The organism is Mesorhizobium sp. YC-39 (assembly GCF_025753795.1).
Lineage (GTDB): Bacteria > Pseudomonadota > Alphaproteobacteria > Rhizobiales > Rhizobiaceae > Mesorhizobium.
Genome location: NZ_JAOWPS010000005.1, coordinates 463,827 through 483,481, shown reverse-complemented (window position 1 = coordinate 483,481; position 19,655 = coordinate 463,827). Strand labels below are relative to the sequence as shown.

The following is a 19,655-nucleotide window of genomic DNA, read 5'->3' as shown; positions in this document are numbered from 1 at the left end:
TGCTTGCGGCTGCAAAATCTGAGCCCTATAGCAGCGCCTTGAGATGACCGACGCTTCGTCCCTGCCGCTTTATCCTCACCGCCATCTTCTGGGCATCCGCGATCTTTCCCCCGCCGACATCGAGCTTTTGCTCGACCGCGCCGATCGAGCGGTGGCGATCTCCCGGCAGCCAGAGAAGAAGACCTCGACGCTGCGCGGCCGCACCCAGATCAACCTTTTCTACGAAGCCTCGACCCGCACACAGTCCTCGTTCGAGCTGGCCGGAAAGCGGCTCGGCGCCGACGTCATGAACATGTCGGTGGCGAGTTCCTCGGTGAAGAAGGGCGAGACGCTGATCGACACGGCAATGACGCTGAACGCCATGCGCCCCGACATATTGATCATCCGCCACCAGTCGGCGGGCGCCGCCGCACTTCTGGCGCAGAAGGTCGGCTGCTCCGTGGTCAATGCCGGCGACGGCGCCCATGAGCACCCGACGCAGGCGCTGCTCGACGCCCTGACCATCCGCCGTGCCAAGGGGCCGCTGTCGAAGCTGATCGTGGCGATCTGCGGCGACATCCTGCATTCGCGCGTCGCGCGCTCCAACATCATGCTGCTCAACGCGCTCGGCGCCCAGGTGCGCGTCGTCGCCCCGTCGACGCTGCTGCCCGCCGGCATCGAGAAGATGGGGGTGATCGTCACCCGCTCGATGGCCGAAGGGCTTAAAGACGCCGACGTGGTGATGATGCTGCGCCTGCAGCGCGAGCGGATGGAGGGCGCCTTCGTGCCTTCGGTGCGCGAATATTTCCACTATTTCGGTCTCGATGCCGAGAAGCTGAAGGCGGCCAAGGACGACGCGCTGGTGATGCATCCAGGCCCAATGAACCGCGGCGTCGAGATCGCTTCGGAAATCGCCGACGGCCCGCAGAGCGTCATCCAGGAACAGGTGGAGATGGGCGTTGCCGTGCGCATGGCTGTGATGGAAGCGCTGCTCGACCCTCGCCGTAACACTGAGGGCCGCGCATGAGCACGACGGTCTTCAACAAGGTTCGCATCATCGACCCGTCGCGCGGCATCGACGAGGTCGGCGCAATCATCGTCGAAGGCCGCAAGATCGTCGCCGCCGGCAAGGCTGCGCTCAACCAGGGCGCTCCGGAAGGCGCCAAGATCATCGATGGCGCAGGCAAGGCGGTTGTTCCCGGCCTGATCGACGCACGCGTCTTCATCGGCGAACCCGGTGGCGAACACCGCGAGACCATCGCCTCGGCCAGCGTGGCGGCTGCAGCCGGCGGCGTAACCTCCCTCGTCATGATGCCCGATACCGACCCGGTGATCGACAATGTCGCGCTGGTCGAGTTCGTGCTGCGCACCGCCAAGGATACAGCCATCGTCAACATCTTTCCGGCAGCGGCGATCACCAAGGGTCTCGAAGGCCGCGAGATGACCGAGTTCGGCCTGCTTCTCGAGGCCGGCGCGGTCGCCTTCACCGACGGTCGCCACACCATATCAAGCGCACTGGTGATGCGCCGCGCGCTGACCTATGCGCGCGATTTCGGCGGCGTGATCGCCCATGAAACCCAGGATGCCGATCTCGCCTCGTCAGGCGTGATGAATGAAGGCCTCTACGCCAGCTGGCTCGGCCTTGCCGGCATCCCGCGCGAGGCCGAATCCATCCCGCTGGAGCGTGACCTGGCGCTGGCGCGGCTGACCGGCGGCGCCTATCACGCGGCCAAGATCTCGACGGCGATGGCGGCGGCAGCAGTGACGCGAGCCAAGGCCGACGGCGCCAATGTCACATCAGGCGTGTCGATCCACAATCTATCGCTCAACGAGAACGATGTCGGGGAGTACCGCACCTTCTTCCGGTTGACGCCGCCGCTGCGCGCCGAGGAGGACCGGCTGGCGATGATCGAGGCGATCAAGGACGGCACCATCGACATCATCGTCTCCTCGCACGACCCGCAGGACGTCGACACCAAGCGCCTGCCCTTCGCCGATGCGGCGGCCGGTGCCATCGGGCTGGAAACGCTGCTGGGCGCGGCACTTCGGCTCTATCACAATGGCGACGTGCCGCTGCTGCGGCTGGTCGAGGTGCTGTCGACCGCCCCGGCACGGCTCTTTGGCCTGCCCGGCGGAACGCTGAAGCCGGGCGCATTGGCCGATCTGGCGCTGGTCGATCTGGACGAACCGTGGATCGTCAGCGAAAGCGGCATTCGCTCGCGCTCGAAAAACACCTGTTTCGAAGGCGCGCGGCTGCAGGGCAAGGTCTTGCAAACGATGGTGGCGGGACGCACAGTGTTTTCGGCTTGAGCCCGGCCACGGCGCATTGCGCGGCAATCCGCTCGGCTGGGGAAATGCGGGGGAAACAATGAGTTACGGTCCCGTCTTGGCACTTGTGTTCGGCTACCTGCTCGGCTCGATTCCATTCGGGCTGCTGGTTACCCGTGCCGCCGGCCTCGGCGACGTGCGCAAGATCGGCTCCGGCAATATCGGTGCCACCAATGTGCTACGCACCGGCAACAAGGGGCTTGCCGCCGCGACGCTGCTGCTCGACGCGCTGAAGGGCACGGCCGCGGTGCTGATCGCCGGCCGCTTTGCATCCGAGCTTGGGCTTTGGGCCGGGCTCGGCGCTTTCCTGGGCCATCTCTTTCCGGTCTGGCTCGGCTTCAAGGGCGGCAAGGGCGTGGCCACCTATCTCGGCGTGCTGATCGCGCTGGCCTGGCAGGTGGCGCTGATTTTCGCTGTCGTCTGGCTGGTGGTTGCATTCCTGGCCCGTTACTCCTCACTGGCCGCGCTGACGGCCGCGGTCGTCGTGCCGATTGCGCTCTATTTCCTGAGCACGCCGCCGATTGCGGGGCTGTTCGCGCTGATGAGCCTGATCGTCATCATAAAACACCGGACCAACATTGAGCGGCTGCTGGCCGGCACCGAGGGCAAGATCGGAGCCAAGGGTTGAGCCAGCGTTCAGCCGGGCCGCGCCTCAGCGACCGGCAGCGGCTGAGCTGGCTTCGTTTGATACGAACGCCGAATGTCGGCCCGGCGACCTTTCGCGATCTGATCAACCGCTTCGGCTCGGCCGAGGCAGCACTGGAGATCCTGCCCGAACTGATGATCTCGGGCGGCGCCAGCCGCATCGCCCGCATCCCGTCAGTCGCCGAGGCCGAAGCCGAACTGGAAGCCGCCCGCCGGGCCGGCGCCCGCTTCGTCGGCATCGGCGAGGCGGACTATCCGCCGCTGCTGAAGAGCACGGATCATCCGCCGCCGCTGCTCGCCGTCAAGGGCGAAGGCGCGGTGTTCCGCTTGCCGGCGGTGGCCATCGTCGGCGCCCGAAACGCCTCGCTGGCCGGGATCAAGATGGCGCGGACGCTCGCCGCCGAACTTGGCCGCGACGGCTACGGCATCGTTTCCGGCCTGGCACGCGGCATCGATACGGCTGCACACCAGGGCAGCCTTGCAACCGGCACGATCGGTGTGCTGGCCGGCGGCATCGACATGCCCTACCCGCCCGAGAATGCCGGCCTGTGCGACGAGATTGCCGAGCGCGGCGGCGCTATCATCTCGGAAATGCCGTTCGGCTGGCAGCCGCGTGCCCAGGACTTTCCGCCCCGCAACCGCCTTGTCGCCGGTGCCGCCCTTGGGCTGGTCGTGGTCGAGGCCGCGCAACGCTCCGGCTCACTGATCAGCGCCAGGCTTGCCGGCGAGATGGGCCGGCTGGTCTTCGCCGTTCCCGGCTCACCGCTCGATCCACGTGCCGCCGGCACCAACGGCCTGCTCAAGGACGGCGCCACTCTCGTCACCGAAGCGTCGGACATTTCCAGCGCGATCGCGCCGCTGGTCGGCACGCCGATGCCAAGGGCGCCGCTCGAAGAGCCGCCCGATTTCTCAGTGACACCGCCGACCGGCGAAGCCGATCGCGAGCGCGTCATCGAAGCGCTTGGCCCGACGCCGGTGACGGTCGACGAGATCATCCGCCACACCGGCCTGCATCCGGCCCAGGTTTTCATGGTGCTGCTGGAACTCGACCTCGCCGGCCGACTGGAGCGCCATGCGGGCGGGAACGTGTCGCTGGTTTGATCGAGGTTTCCGGATGTTTCGGCTACGAGGCCCTCACCACGATGGGACGGGTGGTTAGAGGAACCACCGTCACGTGCGGGACGCGCTCTCCGTGTTCTAAGTCATTGCCGGCTTTGCGTAGGGGAGCCACGGCGTGCCCTGGCTCAGGAAGCAACAATCGGCAGATACAATTGCTTCTCACCGATGCATCTTGATTGGCTCTTGCGGCAAGCCACTCCGCTCTGTCTCGCGTCAAACCGATGAGGCAAGTACCGGCGAAGTCTGCAGGCACGTCCACGGTCGTATCAAACACGGCCCATGTGCCAGTCGGCTCTTGAACAGTCAAAAACGTCATAACAGCACCCGCTAATATATAGCGCTCGAACCTACGGGACGAAGCTCTGTTCCTGCATCGATCAAACGAAGGAGATGGCGACAGGCGGCGGGCGATTTATGTGCGTTAACCAGGCCGAAGGCCGATCGGCGCCACGGACTTGGCCCGGCCTTGCGAGTAGTTGATCTTGTCGGGATAAAAAATGGCCGGCGCCAGTTTGCGGGGGGTTGGGGTAGATTGCGTAATAGGCGCCGGCCAAGCGGAAACCAGGTCCGCCGCCTGTGTATAAAAGCCAAATTCGCGAGACTTGTTATGGCGTGATCGCGGAAGGCGCGATCGTGATTTGGCCGGCGAGGACGGGCGCCGGCACGATCGAGGCGCTCGGCCCGACACCGGCGCCATACCGGCCTCAGTGCCGCTCCAGGGCTCCGTGGCGGTGCATTCGTGCCCTAGCGGAACAGATACTTTGACACTTCCGGGTTGCCGCGGCGCCACATTACGTTGTCCAGGAAGTAGTGGTGCACATTGATGAATATCAGCACGATGAAGAAGAACAGCGACGACCCCAGGACTTGCCTGTCATAGGGAATCAAAGCCGTCAGCACGAACGGAATCAACCAGAAGCCGAGATAGCCGAGCGCGCCACCCCCGACGATGAATCCCAAGACCCGAAGTCTGTAGAGAGGGCCGAGAAAGGACAGTATCTTCGGCTCCGGATATCTTGCGGCATCGTGACCGTCGCGCTCGACATTGGTCTGATAACGCCAGACCACCGCCAGATACTGAAGCGAGTGGAGCGCGGGCACCACGAGAAGCCAGAGCGGGTTTATCCTCGCAATCAGGATCCAGAGGTAGAGCGACGCGACATAGGCCACGATGCCATTATAAGGCAGCGCGCCGCCATTCCTTCGCCAGCGATTGACCAGCATCAGGACGGCGGCCGCCGTGGAAGCAGTGGCCGACAGCAAGGCGATGTCCGCGATCCAGGCAGGGGCCGCGAAAGTGTAGTAGTCCAGGCCGTAATATTTGCCTTGGGTGACTGCCGTATTCGTCTGTAGCCAGGCCAGGATCCACACGGCATAGCTGTTGAACAACAGCACCTTCTTGTCGCGATCGTCGAAGAATTTGCGCTTCAGGACGGCATCCACCATCAGCATGCCGTAGCCTTGCTTGACGTAGTGCCAGCCGACGAAAAAGAACATCGCGTTGGTCGCATATCCGAGCAGGCGCGTATCCGCCGTTGCCGCGCCATAGGCAAAGAAGCCGACCATGATCAGGGGAACGGCAATCCCGGCGAAAATATAGCGGATCTGGAGGCTCCTATCATATCCGTCGCCGGCCACCTTGCGCCCGAAATTGCGATAGAAAATCTGGTATGAGTGGGCGAAGTGCGGATAGTTCACCAGATAGGCCACGACGACCATCGTCGCGGCCACGGGACCTTCGTACTGAAGCGGCACAAGAAACAGAACCGGCAGGATGAGAAATGCGCTACCGCCCAGCATGAGGAAGTCGGCGACCGGGCCGAAGAGATATTTCTGAGGCTTCGCCGCCGCAGGGGCCAAACCATCCGCCGAAAGGTGAAGCGCCATGCATAAGCCCTCCCTTGGGAAGGCTGACTGTAACCATCGACCAATTCGGCGACAAGATTTCAGGCTGCCGAAAGTGACGCGCTTGGCATATTGGTTCGAGCGAAATGGTGAGCGCGTCGGGGTTCGAACCCGAGACCTACTGATTAAAAGTCAGTTGCTCTACCGGCTGAGCTACGCGCTCCCGCGGGCCTGGAAATGCCGCCCTCGAAATTGCGCGGAACATAGGGAGAGTGCTTCGACCGGTCAACCGGAAAAAGAGGAAGCGAAAGCCAGGGTTTTTCGAGGTGCCGCAGCGCCTCGTGCCGCCGAGCCGGCAGGCGCTTAGGAGTTTTCGACGGGCGAGCGAAAGGCTGGCCTTTGGCACAACGGCCAAACGGGAGAAACATTACAAATCAGCGGGTTACAATTTCTCGCGGAACAATTGCACGCTCTGTCCGTTTTCTCGCCACAAGGGACGTCAACCACCCTTCAAGGAGAAAGATCATGAACAGGATCATGTCGGGTCTGCTGGCGACCACTCTCTCATTGTCGTTCGCTGCCGCGGAGATCGTGCCGGTCAACGCGCAGCCGACCTATGTGCCGCTCGGCCAAGGCCTTTCGTCGAATATCGAGACCGTCCAGTACGAGCCGTGGCGGAAGCGCAATTTTAATCGCAATTTCTCCCGCAATCGCGATTTCTCACGTCGGGATTTCTCGCGTCGCAACTTTGCCCGCAACGACGGCAGCTACTGGCGCGGCCATCGCGGGTCGCGCGAATGGCGTCGCGGCTACCGCCGCCACGGCGACTACTGGTTCCCGCTGGCTGCCTTCGCCACTGGCGCGCTGATCACCGGCGCGATCATCAACAATCAGAACCGTGTTTATCGGGGCGACGCCCATGTGCAGTGGTGCTACAACCGCTACAGATCGTACCGCGCGTATGACAATACGTTCCAGCCCTATAACGGCCCGCGTCAGCAGTGCTATTCCCCGTACTGATGAGCAGAGTTGATTAGAGAACGTTGATCAAGCCCGCGCCGGTAACGGCGCGGGCAAGTGTGTCTGTTGAACTCACGGCGCGCTCAAGGTTCTGCGCACAGCATCTTTCCAGCCCGCGAGCTTGGCGGCACGAGTGGCGATCTCCATATCCGGCTGGAACCTCCGATCGAGTGCCCAGCTCTTGGCGAACTCCTTTGCCTTCGGCCAAACACCCGCCTTCGATCCGGCCAGCCATGCGGCACCAAGCGCCGTCGTCTCCAGAATGATCGGACGGTCGACCGGCGCGTCGAGGATATCGGCCAGCCGCTGCATGGTCCAGTCGGATGCCACCATGCCGCCGTCGACACGAAGCACGGTTCTGGCCGAGGCGCCCTTCCAGTCCTTGCGCATCGCGTCGAGGAGGTCGCGAGTCTGATAGGCGACCGATTCAAGCGCGGCGCGGGCAAATTCCGCCGGACCTGAATTGCGGGTCAGCCCGAAGATGGCGCCCCGCGCATCAGCATCCCAATGCGGCGCCCCGAGCCCGACAAAGGCCGGCACCAGATAGACATTTTGTGTTGGGTCGGCGGACGCCGCCAGGACGCCGCTTTGCTCCGCCTTACCGATCACCTTGATGCCGTCGCGCAGCCATTGCACGGCCGCCCCTGCGATGAAGATCGACCCTTCCAGCGCATAGGTAGTCTTGCCGTTCAGGCGGTAGGCGATGGTGGTCAGCAGACGGTTCTTTGAGCGCACCAGATCGCTGCCGGTATTGAGCAATGCGAAGCAGCCGGTGCCATAGGTCGACTTCATCATGCCCGGCTCGAAACAGGCCTGGCCGATGGTCGCGGCATGCTGGTCGCCCGCCACACCGAGAATTCTGATCTCGGCGCCAAACAGGTTTTTCTCCGTGATTCCATAATCATCGGCGCAATCCTTCACCTCAGGCAGCATCGCGGCCGGAATGCGCAGAATGGAAAGCAACTCGTCGTCCCAGGCATTCTTTTCGATGTTGTAGACCAGCGTGCGCGAGGCGTTGGTGGCGTCAGTGGCGTGAACCTTGCCGCCGGTCAGCCGCCAGATCAGGAAACTGTCGATGGTGCCGGCCAGTAACTCGCCCTTCTCGGCGCGTTTCCTGGCGCCTTTCACATTGTCCAGCATCCAGGCGATCTTGGTACCGGAGAAATAAGGATCAAGTAGCAGCCCGGTTTTTTTGGTGAATGTCTTCTCTAGGCCCTGCTTCTTCAGCTTCTGGCACAGCGGCGCGGTGCGGCGGTCCTGCCAGACGATTGCATTGTGAATTGGCTTGCCGGTCGCCCTCTCCCAGATGACGACGGTCTCGCGCTGGTTGGTGATGCCGATCGCGGCGACATCGGAAGCCTCGCGGCCGGCACTCTTCAGCGCTGCCTTCACTGTTGCGACGACGCTTCCCCAGATTTCCTCCGGGTCGTGCTCGACCCAGCCAGAGGCCGGATAATGCTGGATGAATTCCTTCTGCCCGCTGCCGGCAACCTTCATCTTGTCGTCGAACAGGATCGCCCGGCTCGATGTCGTTCCCTGATCGATTGCCAGGATGTATCCGCTCATAGTCTCCCCCTCGGCGTATGCCCAAAAAGGACGCACGGCATTGTAATTGTCCATACAAAGAGGGGAGACGGCAACATGCCGCCTCCCCGATTGTCGCGATGCGGGCGCAAACGCTCGCATCAAACAGTTTTACTTCTGCCAGCTCTTCACCAGCTCGTCGTAGTTGATGGTGATCGGCTTGTCCTTCTCCGGCTCGATCTTCAGCTGTGGCGCGAGATTGCCCTTCTTGACCGCGTCGGCGTTCCAGTAGGCGAGATCATGCTCTTCGGCCATCTTCGGGCCGATATCGCCCTGGACGCCCGACTTCTCCAAGCGGGTCATGACCTTCTCCTGCTCGGCACAGAGCGAATCCATCGCTTCCTGCGCGGTCTTGGCGCCCGACGAGGCATCGCCGATCGCCTGCCACCAGAGCTGAGCCAGCTTCGGATAGTCCGGCACGTTGGTGCCGGTCGGCGACCACTGGACGCGGGCCGGCGAGCGGTAGAACTCGATCAGGCCACCGAGCTTCGGAGCCCGTTCGGTGAAGCTCTTGTCGTGGATCGTGCTTTCGCGAATGAAGGTCAGGCCGACATGGCTCTTCTTTACGTCGACGGTCTTCGACGTCACGAACTGCGCGTAAAGCCAGGCTGCCTTGGCGCGGTCGTCCGGCGTCGACTTCATTAGCGTCCAGGAACCGACGTCCTGATAGCCGAGCTTCATGCCGTCCTTCCAGTAGACGCCGTGCGGCGACGGCGCCATGCGCCATTTCGGCGTGCCGTCGTCGTTCAGCACCGCCTTGGCGCCGGCGTCGACCATCGAGGCGGTGAAGGCGGTGTACCAGAACATCTGCTGGGCGACCGACCCTTGAGCCGGCACCGGGCCGGATTCGGAGAAGGTCATGCCCTGGGCTTCCGCCGGAGCATAGGCCTTCAGCCAGTCGAGATATTTCTGGATCGAGTAGACGGCGGCCGGACCGTTGGTGTCACCGCCGCGGGCTACACAGGAACCGACAGGACGCGAATTCTCGTCGACCTTGATGCCCCATTCGTCGACCGGCAGACCGTTCGGAATGCCCTTGTCACCATTGCCGGCCATGGACAGCCAGGCGTCGGTGAACCGCCAGCCGAGCGACGGGTCCTTCTTGCCGTAGTCCATGTGACCATAGACCTTCTTGCCGTCGATCTCGCGGCCGGTGAAGAACTCGGCAATGTCCTCATAGGCCGACCAGTTGACCGGCACGCCGAGGTCGTAGCCATACTTGGCCTTGAAGTCCGCCTTGTTTTTCTCGTCGTTGAACCAATCGTAACGGAACCAGTACAGGTTCGCGAACTGCTGGTCGGGAAGCTGGTAGAGCTTCTTGTCGGGCGCCGTGGTGAACGAGGTGCCGATGAAGTCCTTCAGGTCGAGGTTCGGATTGGTGACATCCTTGCCCTCGTTCGCCATCCAGTCAGTCAGGTTGCGCACCTGCTGGTAGCGCCAGTGCGTGCCGATCAGATCGGAATCGTTGACCCAGGCGTCATAAAGGTTCTGGCCGGTCTGCATCTGGGTCTGGATCTTCTCGACGACGTCGCCCTCCTGGATGAGGTCGTGCGAGAGCTTGATGCCGGTGATGGCGCTAAAGGCCGGCGCCAGAACCTGCGATTCATACTGATGCGTCGCGATGGTTTCGGAGACGACCTTGATCTCCATGCCGGCGAACGGCTTCGCAGCATCGATGAACCATTGCATCTCGGCTTCCTGGTCGGCGCGCGAAAGCGTCGAAAGAGGGCCGATCTCCTTGTCGAGGAAGGCTTTTGCCTCGTCCATTCCGGCATAGGCATTGCCTGCACCGAGCAACAGGACAAGTGCAGTCGTTGATGTCAAGAATTGCCGTCGCATGTGTTTCCTCCACTGTTAATGTTTAAAGTACGATCTGAAGCGGTCACGGCACGCGGCCGCTCCAACTATTTCTCCCTCTATACGTAGCGGAACACGCCGATGGCGTAGACCACGGAGAGAGCGAGAGCCCACCACAAGTTGGGCCCGACAAGACCCAGCCAAGCGAGATGGATAAAGGCGCTGCCGAGCAGCGACAGGAAGAGACGGTCGCCGCGCGTCGTTTCGAAGCGCAGGATGCCAACGCGCGGATTGCCGCCCGGCGAGACGTATTCCCAGACCGCCATGCCGCAAAGCAGCAGAAAGATCGTGGCAAAGAACGCCGCCGTCGGCCACGTCCACGCCATCCACGAAAAATCGAGGTTGGACGATAGGTTAAATCCCCACAGGCGGATATTGGCCGGATCGCTGAAGCCTACCGTTATTGCCACAAAATCGATTTGAAGTGCCACCCAGGCCACGACGACCAAAGCGAGAAACAGCACCGACCACAACCATGCCATCCGTGGATTTCTATCGACCTGCTCCATCATACCCTCCCCAGGGCAAAGCCCTTGGCGATGTAGTTGCGCACGAACCAGATGACGAGCGCGCCGGGGATCAGCGTCAGCACGCCGGCGGCGGCGAGCAGGCCCCAGTCCATGCCAGCCGCCGAGACAGTGCGGGTCATCGTGGCGGCGATCGGCTTGGCGTCCGTCGTCGTCAGCGTGCGGGCGATCAGCAGTTCGACCCAGGAGAACATGAAACAGAAGAAGCAGGCGACGCCGATGCCGCTGGCGATCAGCGGCATGAAGATCTTGATGAAGAAACGCGGGAACGAATAGCCGTCGATATAGGCCGTCTCGTCGATCTCCTTCGGCACGCCCGACATGAAGCCTTCGAGGATCCACACCGCAAGCGGCACGTTGAACAGGCAATGTGCCAGCGCCACGGCGATATGCGTGTCGATCAGGCCGAAGGCCGAATAGAGCTGGAAGAACGGCAGCGCGAACACCGCCGGCGGCGCCATGCGGTTGGTCAGCAGCCAGAAGAACAAATGTTTGTCGCCGAGGAAGCGATAGCGCGAGAAGGCGTAGGCGGCCGGCAAGGCCGCGGCCACCGAAATCACCATATTCATAACCACATAGGTGATCGAGTTGATGTAGCCCGAATACCAGGACGCGTCGGTGAAGATGGTGCGGTAGTTCGCCAATGTCGGATTGTGCGGATAGAGCGTCAGCGAGGAGACGATCTCGGCATTGGTCTTGAAGCTCATATTGATGAGCCAGTAGATCGGCAAAAGCAGGACGATGATGTAGATCGTTGGCACGATCCACCACCAGCGCGATTCCTCGCCGCGCCGGCGCATCAGCCTGGCGATCTCATCCTGCGAGCGCGTGCTGGCAAGCGCTCCCGAAACAGCTGTTTCGCCCACCCTGTCCTGCCTTGTCGCTCTTTCGTCGGCGCCACTCATCTCAGCGCTCCGCGTCGTAATTGGTCATCACGGTGTAGAACACCCATGACAACAGAAGGATGATCAGGAAGTAGACCAGCGACATTGCCGCCGCCGGACCAAGGTCAAACTGGCCGAGCGCCGTCTTGACCAGGTCGATCGACAGGAACGTCGTCGAGTTGCCGGGGCCGCCGCCGGTGACGACAAAGGGTTCGGTGTAGATCATGAAACTATCCATGAAGCGCAACAGCACGGCGATCAGAAGCACGCGCTTCATCTTCGGCAACTGGATGTAGCGGAACACCGCCCAGCGCGACGCGCCGTCAATCTTGGCCGCCTGGTAGAAGGCATCCGGGATGGAGACGAGGCCGGCGTAGCAAAGCAGCACGACGAGACTGGTCCAGTGCCAGACATCCATGATGATGACGGTGACCCAGGCATCGATCGGATCCTGGACATAATTGTAGTCGATGCCGAGCGCATTGACGTAGTAGCCGAAGAGGCCGATGTCATTGCGGCCGAAAACCTGCCAGATCGTGCCGACGACATTCCACGGGATGAGCAGCGGCAGCGCCATCAGCACCAGGCAGACCGGCACGGCCCAACCCTTCTTCGGCATGTTGAGGGCGATGAAGATGCCGAGCGGTACCTCGATCGCGAGGATGATGAAGGAAAAGACCAGGTTGCGGACCATCGCTTCCCAGAAGCGGTCGGAATGCAGCAGTTCCTCGAACCATTCCGTGCCGGCCCAGAAGAAGACGTTGTTGCCGAACGTGTCCTGCACCGAATAGTTGACGACGGTCATCAGCGGGATGACAGCCGAGAACGCCACCAGCACCAGCACCGGCAGCACGAGGAACCACGCCTTGTTGTTCCAGGTCTTTTCCATCTACGCCCCCATCTCGACACGCCAGGAATCGGCATAGATGTTGATGCGGGTGGGCTCGAAGCGCACCTTCGGCTCGGCCGGCACGGTCTCGTCCTCGCCGATGATGGCGGCGATCTCGCGGCCTTCGAAACTGGCGCGGACCACCTTGTGGCGGCCGACATCCTCGACCTTGCTGACCTTCACGGCCATGCCCTCGCGGCCAAGCCTGACATATTCGGGACGGATGCCGAGCTCTACCGGGCCGGTGACGGCCTGGGGCGCGCCGGGCAGTTCGATGCGCTGGCTGCCAATCGTCGCCGTCTTGCCCTCGATCGCCACCGGCATGACATTCATGCCGGGCGAGCCGATGAAATAGCCGACGAAGGTGTGGCGCGGCCGCTCGAACAGTTCGGCCGGCGTGCCGATCTGCACGATCTCGCCCTCATACATGACGACGACGCGTTCGGCGAAGGTCAGCGCCTCGGTCTGGTCGTGCGTGACATAGACCATGGTGTAGCCGAAACGGCGGTGAAGCTGCTTCAACTGCGAACGCAGCACCCACTTCATATGCGGATCGATGACGGTCAGCGGCTCGTCGAACAGGATGGCGTTGACGTCGGAGCGCACCAGGCCGCGGCCGAGCGAGATCTTCTGTTTCTGGTCGGCGGTCAGTCCGCGCGCCTTCTTCTTTGCCCATGACGCGAGATCGATCATGTCCAGCGTCTCGCGCACTTTGCGGTCGACATCAGCCTCCGGCACGCCGCGGTTGCGCAGCGGGAAGGCCAGATTGTCGTAGACGGTCATGGTGTCGTAGATGACCGGGAACTGGAACACCTGGGCGATGTTGCGTTCCTGCGTCGACAGGTTGGTCACGTCCTTGCCGTTGAACAGCAACTGGCCGTGCGAAGGATGCAGCAATCCCGAAATGATGTTGAGCAGCGTGGTCTTGCCGCAGCCGGACGGTCCAAGCAGCGCATAGGCGCCGCCATCCTCGAAGACCTGATGCACTTCCTTCAGCGCATAGTCCTTGTCCGACTTCGGATTGGGACCGTAGGCGTGGCGAATGTGGTTGCAGTCGATACGCGCCATGTGCCCTCCTCCCTCAAGCCGCCAGCATTTGCGGCGCCGCGGCCGAGCGGCCGTTCGCGTCGAACACCATGATGTGCCGGGGGTCGATGAACACCTCGATGACCTGGTCCGGCTCGAACGCCAGGATGCCATGCTCCAGCATCACCCAGCGCACATCGGCGAAGTCGAGATGCACGAAGCTTTCCGAACCGGTGATCTCGGTGACCGAGACCTTGGCTCTCACCGAAACCGCCGACGGGCTCGGCCGCGCAAGGGAGAGATGGTGGGGCTGAAAGCCGATCGTATAGCTCGTATCGGCAATACCGGCGAGCTCGGCCGGCACCGGGAGGTTCACCCCACCATCGAGAAGGAAGCTCGAACCGCTCTTCTTCAGCACGATGGTGTTGAGCGGCGGATCGGCAAAGGTCTTGGCCGTGACGAGGTCGTTCGGCCTGCGGAAGACGTCGATCGTCGGCCCGAACTGGGTGATGCGGCCTTCGGAAAGCGTCGCCGTGTTGCCGCCGAGCAGCAACGCTTCGTGCGGCTCGGTCGTGGCATAGACGAAGATGGTGCCGGCGGCGGCGAAAATCTTCGGCAGCTCGGCGCGCAGCTCCTCGCGCAGCTTGTAGTCGAGATTGGCGAGCGGCTCGTCGAGCAGCACCAGGCTGGCATTCTTGACGATGGCACGCGCCAGCGCCGTGCGCTGCTGCTGGCCGCCGGAGAGGCTGAGCGGCGTGCGCTCGAGATAGGGCGTCAGCTTGAGGAGCGCGGCGGCTTTGCGCACCTCGCTGTCGATCTTCGCCCGGTCAGTGCCAGCCACACGCAGTGGCGAGGCGATGTTCTCGTAGACGGTCATCGCCGGATAGTTGATGAATTGCTGATAGACCATGGCGACGTTGCGCTTCTGCACCGGCATGCCGGTGACGTCCTTGCCATCGAACCAGACCGAGCCGGAGGCCGGCACGTCGAGGCCGGCCATCAGCCGCATCAGGCTGGTCTTGCCGGACAGCGTCGGCCCGAGCAGAACGTTGAGCGAGCCGTGCTGAAGCGTCAGCGAGACATCGCGTATATGCTCCGCCGCGCCGACCGTCTTCGTCACGTTTCTCAGTTCCAGCATGATGCCTCCTCCCAGACTTTCTGCATCACTTGGCCACCCTACTCGGCCGCCGCCACATGGCGCCGGCTTATTCCGCGCATGAACTCCTCCAACGCTGACGCCTGTTCACGGCTGAGATGCAGGCCACGCTTGGTCCTGCGCCAAAGGACGTCGTCGGAGGTGATAGCCCATTCGTTCTGGGCGAGATAGCGCACCTCCGCCTCGTAGAGATCGGCGCCGAAGTGCCGGCCAAGATCGGCATTTGATCTGGCCAGCCCCAGCAGCATGCGCGCGCGCGTGCCATAGAGCCGGGTCAGCCGGCGGGCCAGGCGCGCGTCAAGGAACGGATAGGCCGTTTTCAGTTTTGCCACCTCGGCATCAAAGCCGGTGGCCGGGAAATCGCCGCCCGGCAGCGGCGCGTTCGCCGTCCACGGCTTGCCGCGTTTGCCGAGAAAATGCTCGATCTTGTCGAGCATCGATTCCGCCAGCCGGCGATAGGTGGTGATCTTGCCGCCGAAGGCGTTGACGATCGGCGCGACACCCTCGCCGCCATCTGCCTTCAGCACATAGTCGCGGGTCGCTTCCTGCGCCTTCGAGGCGCCGTCGTCATAGAGTGGGCGCACTGCTGAATAGGTCCAGACGATATCCGAACGCTTGACGGCCTGCGCGAAATACTCGCTTGCCGCGGCACAGAGATAGTCGATCTCGGTATCGCTGATCTTCGCGTCATGGGGATCGCCGGGGTAATCCTGATCCGTGGTGCCGATCAGGGTGAATTCTTCCTCATAGGGAATGGCGAAGATGATCCGCCCATCCTTGTTCTGGAAGAAATAGGCGCGCGGGTCGTCGAACTTCTTGCCGACGACGATGTGACTGCCCTTCACCAGCCGGACATTGTGCACGTCGTTCAAGCCGACCGTGCCGGACAGCACATGGTCGACCCACGGACCGGCGGCGTTGACCAGAAGCCGCGCCTTGACTTCCTCATGTTCGCCGGTCCGGATATCTTCCAGCCTGATCGTCCAGAGACCACCGTCACGGCGTGCTTCGACAACCTTGGTACGGGTTCGGATCGTAGCGCCCCGGTCGGCGGCGTCGCGAGCGTTCAACGCCACCAGCCGCGCATCGTTGACCCAGCCGTCGGAATATTCGAAGGCCTTTCGAAACAGCGGCTTCAATGGCTTGCCGGCCGGGTCCTTTGCCATGTCCAGCGTTCTCGTCGCCGGCAGCAATTTGCGCCCGCCAATGTGGTCGTAGAGAAAAAGGCCGAGCCTGATCAGCCAGGCCGGACGCAGGCCCTTTGCGTAAGGCAGCACGAAACGCATCGGCCAGATGATGTGCGGCGCGTTCTGCCACAGAACCTCGCGCTCCATCAGCGCTTCGCGCACGAGACGGAACTCGTAGAATTCGAGATAGCGCAAACCGCCATGGATCAGCTTGGTCGAGCCGGAAGAGGTTCCGCTCGCCAGATCGTTCATCTCGGCGAGGAAGACAGAGAAGCCGCGCCCAACGGCGTCACGGGCAATGCCGCAGCCGTTGATGCCGCCACCGATGACGAAAATGTCATGGATCGGGGATGCGTCCAAGAAGTCCTCCAGCGATTTCGCATTGCAGCATTTTTGATCTTTTGCGAAACCGTAGCGGGATTATTTCGAAATGATAACGAATGTCAAACGAAATATAAACGGCGACAATTGCCGTAAGGGCTTCAGCTAGGACAGCGACGTTTCGATCAGCTGAACCTCTGCCTCCTGGCAGATCTTGCGCACCGACGCAATGTCGCAGCGGTCGGTGATGAAGGTGTTGACCTGCGACAGATGGCCGATGCGAACCGGCGCCGTGCGCTCGAACTTGGTCTGGTCGGACACCAGGATGACATGCCTCGCGTTGGCGATGATCGCTTGCGCCACCTTCACCTCGCGAAAGTCGAAATCGAGCAGCGCCCCGTCATGATCGATCGCCGAGGCGCCGATCACTGCATAGTCGACTTTGAACTGCCGGATGAAATCGACCGCCGCCTCGCCGACCACGCCGCCGTCGGAACCCCGCACGACGCCGCCGGCGATCACCACTTCTATCGAAGGATATATGCGCATCCTATTGGCAACATTGATATTATTGGTGATGACCATCAAACCTGTATGATCGAGAAGCGCCTTGCTGACCGACTCTGTTGTGGTGCCGATATTGATGAACAGCGAGGCGTTGTCAGGAATCAGTCTCGCCGCCGCAAGTCCGATCGCTTCCTTCTCGTCGGCAGCGATCTTGCGCCGCGCCTCATACTCCATGTTCTCGATGCCGGACGGAAACAATGCTCCGCCATGGATGCGGGAAAGCAGCCTTTGGTCGCATAGATCGTTGAGATCCTTGCGGATGGTCTGCGGTGTCACGTTGAAATACGTCGCCAGGTCGTCGACCAGCACACGGCCATGGTCCTTGGCCATCTGGATGATTTCGGCGTGCCGTGGTGACAGATACATCGGAGAGCCTCCCTTTTCGTTTTTCTTGTCCATAGCTCAAAACGAAAGTGATGAAAAGGAGCAGGCCGACTAATGAAAATCAGATGATCGCGAAGGCAAACTTCGGCGCAACTCTCAGAGACCAATCAAGCCAGGTCGCGGGCGATTTCCGTGATGGTCTCGAAGGCAGTGTCGATGTCCGCCGCCGTCGTCTCGAACTGGCCGACCTGAAAACGGATCGCGACGTGCCCATTCACGCGCGTCTGCGTCAGGTAGATGCGGCCATCGTCGTTGATCGCGTTGACCAGGCGAAGGTTGTGGTCGTCGGCGTCTCCGCCCTCGGCCGCTACGTGCCGGAACGAAAACAGCGACAGCATCGGCTCCGTGACGACCTCGAAGTCCGGCTCGCCAGCCAGCCGCGTGGCGAGACGTTCGCTCCAGGCGACGTGGTGGCGGATCATGGTCCGCAGATTTTCCAGCCCGTGGGCCCGCAGCAGGAACCACAGTTTCAGCGCACGAAAACGCCTGCCAAGCGGCACCGACCATTCGGAATAATTGATGATGCCGTCACGGCCATGCGTCTTCAGGAATTCGGGCTTGATCGCCAGCGTGCGAACGAGGTCCTCCGGCTGCCGGATGAATTGCACCGAGCAGTCGAACTGCGCGCCCAGCCATTTATGCGGATTGAAGACGATGGAATCCGCCTGCTCGGCACCAGTCCAGAAATGCCGGTACTCGGGGCAGATCATCGCCGATCCGGCCCAGGCCGCATCGACATGCAGATAGAGCCCGTGGCGCTTGGCCACCGCGGCGACGCCGGCAATATCATCCGTACCTCCGGTGCTGGTGCCGCCAACGCTGGCGATGATGCCGGCTGGCAGCATGCCGTTTTCGCGATCAGCGACGATTGCAGCTTCAAGCACCCCTGTCTCCATGGCTCGGAAGCGACCGGCAACGGGAATGCGCACAAGGTTCTCCTCGCCGATGCCGGATACCCAGATCGCCCGATCGATCGAGGTGTGCACCTGGTCGGAAGAATAAACGCGCAATGCTGGCTGGCCTTGCAGGCCCTTCTTGTTGCCCTGCCAATCGAGCGCGCGCTCGCGCATGGTCAGCACGGCCGCCAGCGTCGCCGATGATGCCGAATCTTGCATGACGCCGGAAAACCCTTCCGGCAGCCCAAGCGCCTGCCGCATCCAGTCGACGACGCGGGTCTCGAGTTCGGTCGCCGCCGGCGAGGTCTGCCAGAGCATGCATTGCGCCGCCATCGCCGAGACCAGATATTCGGCTACGACAGAGACAGGTGCGGCATTGGCCGGGAAATAGGCAAAGAAGCGCGGATGCTGCCAGTGTGTCATGCCTGGCAGGATCTTTTGCTCGAAATCGGCAAAGATTGCATCCATCGGCTCCGCCGCTTCGGGCGGTGAAGCTTCGATGCTCCTGAAAATATCGCCCGGCTCGACCAGCGGTCGCACCGGTCTTTCTCGCAATTTGTCGCGATAGTCGGCGCCCCAATCGGCGGCGCGCCTCGACCATTGCCGGAAATCATCCTTGTTCATCGTACCTCCGGGACGTTATCCGAGCGCAGCCTGAACCGCCGCACGCCTGCGAAGAAGATTGGCGCTATTCCGGAAAATCAGGCAGGCTCGCAAAAGCAGCCTTCAGCGCGTTCGACCAGCCATCCGAGATCGTCCGGTAATATTGATCGTCCTGGGCTATCCGCTTCTTCAGGCTGATCTTGAAGGCGTCCTTTTCGTAGAACAGCAGGTCGAGCGGCAGGCCGACCGACAGGTTCGATTTCAGCGTCGAGTCGAACGACACCAACAGCAGCTTCACCGTTTCGGCGAAACTCATCGTCCTTTCATAGGCGCGGATGATGATCGGCTTGCCGTATTTGGTCTCGCCGATCTGGAAGAACGGCGTGTCGTCGGTCGATTCGATGAAATTGCCCTCGGGATAGATCATGAACAGCCGCGGCTCGCTGCCCCTGATCTGGCCACCGAGAATGAAGGAGGCATTGAAATAGGAGTCCGCCTTGTCGCCGGAAGGCGACGAATGGGCGATGACCTCCTTGACTGTGTCGCCGACCATGCGCACCGTCTGGTACATTGAGGGCGTTTCGAGCAGTGTCGCGTGGCGATCGGCAATTGCCTTCGTGCGTTCGTCGAGCAGGCTGACCACGGCCTGCGTCGTCGCCAGGTTGCCTGCCGACATCAGCACGATGACGCGCTCGCCCGGCTCCTCCCAGACATGCATCTTCTTGAAGGTCGAGATCGAATCCATGCCGGCATTGGTGCGCGTGTCCGACATGAACACGAGCCCACGATCGATCTTCAAGCCGACGCAATAGGTCATCGAATCTCTTTGGCAGCAATC

At 62.0% G+C, this 19,655-nt stretch carries 17 protein-coding genes and 1 tRNA gene; 5 read left to right on the top strand and 13 right to left on the bottom strand.

What is annotated here, in order from left to right; translation table 11 throughout:
- Positions 1 to 43: 43 nt before the first annotated feature.
- From OHD62_RS27980 to dprA, 4 genes are read left to right on the top strand one after another with little or no spacing between them, the layout of a single operon-like run.
- Positions 44 to 1,006 (top strand): aspartate carbamoyltransferase catalytic subunit, encoded by a 963-nt coding sequence (locus OHD62_RS27980; protein WP_263789786.1) that lies wholly within the window; start codon positions 44 to 46, stop codon positions 1,004 to 1,006.
- Positions 1,003 to 2,289 (top strand): dihydroorotase, encoded by a 1,287-nt coding sequence (locus OHD62_RS27975; RefSeq protein WP_263789784.1) that lies wholly within the window; start codon positions 1,003 to 1,005, stop codon positions 2,287 to 2,289. The genes OHD62_RS27980 and OHD62_RS27975 overlap by 4 nt, the downstream gene beginning before the upstream one ends.
- Before the next feature lie 58 nt (positions 2,290 to 2,347).
- Positions 2,348 to 2,935: a glycerol-3-phosphate 1-O-acyltransferase PlsY gene (gene plsY / locus OHD62_RS27970; protein ID WP_263789782.1), complete on the top strand. Its 588-nt coding sequence runs from the start codon at positions 2,348 to 2,350 to the stop codon at positions 2,933 to 2,935.
- Positions 2,932 to 4,053, top strand: a complete 1,122-nt coding sequence (gene dprA / locus OHD62_RS27965) for a DNA-processing protein DprA (protein WP_263789779.1) — start codon at positions 2,932 to 2,934, stop codon at positions 4,051 to 4,053. Before plsY ends, dprA begins: the two co-directional genes overlap by 4 nt.
- A 762-nt stretch (positions 4,054 to 4,815) precedes the next feature.
- On the opposite strand, the gene OHD62_RS27960 is transcribed toward dprA, so the two are convergent.
- Together OHD62_RS27960 and OHD62_RS27955 are read right to left on the bottom strand one after the other, a co-directional pair.
- Positions 4,816 to 5,958 carry a hypothetical protein gene (locus tag OHD62_RS27960; RefSeq protein ID WP_263789777.1) on the bottom strand — a complete coding sequence of 381 codons (1,143 nt, stop codon included), beginning with the start codon at positions 5,956 to 5,958 and terminating at the stop codon, positions 4,816 to 4,818.
- Between the two features lie 105 nt (positions 5,959 to 6,063).
- Positions 6,064 to 6,139 (bottom strand) — tRNA-Lys (locus OHD62_RS27955).
- Between the two features lie 302 nt (positions 6,140 to 6,441).
- On the opposite strand from OHD62_RS27955, the gene OHD62_RS27950 reads away from it, so the two are divergent.
- Positions 6,442 to 6,936 (top strand): BA14K family protein, encoded by a 495-nt coding sequence (locus OHD62_RS27950; protein ID WP_263789776.1) that lies wholly within the window; start codon positions 6,442 to 6,444, stop codon positions 6,934 to 6,936.
- A 72-nt stretch (positions 6,937 to 7,008) separates the two neighbouring features.
- On the opposite strand, the gene glpK is transcribed toward OHD62_RS27950, so the two are convergent.
- The 11 genes from glpK to OHD62_RS27895 form a co-directional block, all read right to left on the bottom strand.
- On the bottom strand, positions 7,009 to 8,502 hold the full coding sequence (glpK, locus tag OHD62_RS27945; protein WP_263789775.1) for a glycerol kinase GlpK: 1,494 nt from the start codon (positions 8,500 to 8,502) through the stop codon (positions 7,009 to 7,011).
- 129 nt (positions 8,503 to 8,631) lie between these two features.
- The gene (locus OHD62_RS27940) at positions 8,632 to 10,359 is read right to left on the bottom strand and encodes an ABC transporter substrate-binding protein (RefSeq protein WP_263789773.1); all 1,728 of its coding nucleotides are present in this window, start codon (positions 10,357 to 10,359) and stop codon (positions 8,632 to 8,634) included.
- Between the two features lie 77 nt (positions 10,360 to 10,436).
- Positions 10,437 to 10,703, bottom strand: a complete 267-nt coding sequence (locus OHD62_RS27935) for a DUF2160 domain-containing protein (protein ID WP_263790188.1) — start codon at positions 10,701 to 10,703, stop codon at positions 10,437 to 10,439.
- Between the two features lie 182 nt (positions 10,704 to 10,885).
- Positions 10,886 to 11,809 (bottom strand): carbohydrate ABC transporter permease, encoded by a 924-nt coding sequence (locus tag OHD62_RS27930; RefSeq protein ID WP_318528613.1) that lies wholly within the window; start codon positions 11,807 to 11,809, stop codon positions 10,886 to 10,888.
- Position 11,810: 1 nt separating this feature from the next.
- Positions 11,811 to 12,677 carry a carbohydrate ABC transporter permease gene (locus OHD62_RS27925; protein WP_263789771.1) on the bottom strand — a complete coding sequence of 289 codons (867 nt, stop codon included), beginning with the start codon at positions 12,675 to 12,677 and terminating at the stop codon, positions 11,811 to 11,813.
- A complete protein-coding gene (locus tag OHD62_RS27920; RefSeq protein ID WP_263789768.1) occupies positions 12,678 to 13,745 on the bottom strand; it encodes an ABC transporter ATP-binding protein in 1,068 nt (355 codons plus the stop codon). It lies immediately after the preceding gene.
- A gap of 13 nt (positions 13,746 to 13,758) precedes the next feature.
- Entirely contained in the window at positions 13,759 to 14,841 is a 1,083-nt protein-coding gene (locus OHD62_RS27915; protein ID WP_263789766.1) for an ABC transporter ATP-binding protein, read from the bottom strand.
- Positions 14,842 to 14,879: 38 nt separating this feature from the next.
- On the bottom strand, positions 14,880 to 16,406 hold the full coding sequence (glpD, locus tag OHD62_RS27910; protein WP_263789764.1) for a glycerol-3-phosphate dehydrogenase: 1,527 nt from the start codon (positions 16,404 to 16,406) through the stop codon (positions 14,880 to 14,882).
- A gap of 126 nt (positions 16,407 to 16,532) precedes the next feature.
- Positions 16,533 to 17,300 (bottom strand): DeoR/GlpR family DNA-binding transcription regulator, encoded by a 768-nt coding sequence (locus OHD62_RS27905; protein WP_263789762.1) that lies wholly within the window; start codon positions 17,298 to 17,300, stop codon positions 16,533 to 16,535.
- A gap of 125 nt (positions 17,301 to 17,425) precedes the next feature.
- Positions 17,426 to 18,838, bottom strand: a complete 1,413-nt coding sequence (locus tag OHD62_RS27900; protein ID WP_263789760.1) for a pyridoxal phosphate-dependent decarboxylase family protein — start codon at positions 18,836 to 18,838, stop codon at positions 17,426 to 17,428.
- Between the two features lie 64 nt (positions 18,839 to 18,902).
- Complete coding sequence (locus OHD62_RS27895; RefSeq protein ID WP_263789759.1) at positions 18,903 to 19,634, bottom strand: peptidase; 732 nt, start codon at positions 19,632 to 19,634, stop codon at positions 18,903 to 18,905.
- Positions 19,635 to 19,655 lie beyond the last annotated feature (21 nt).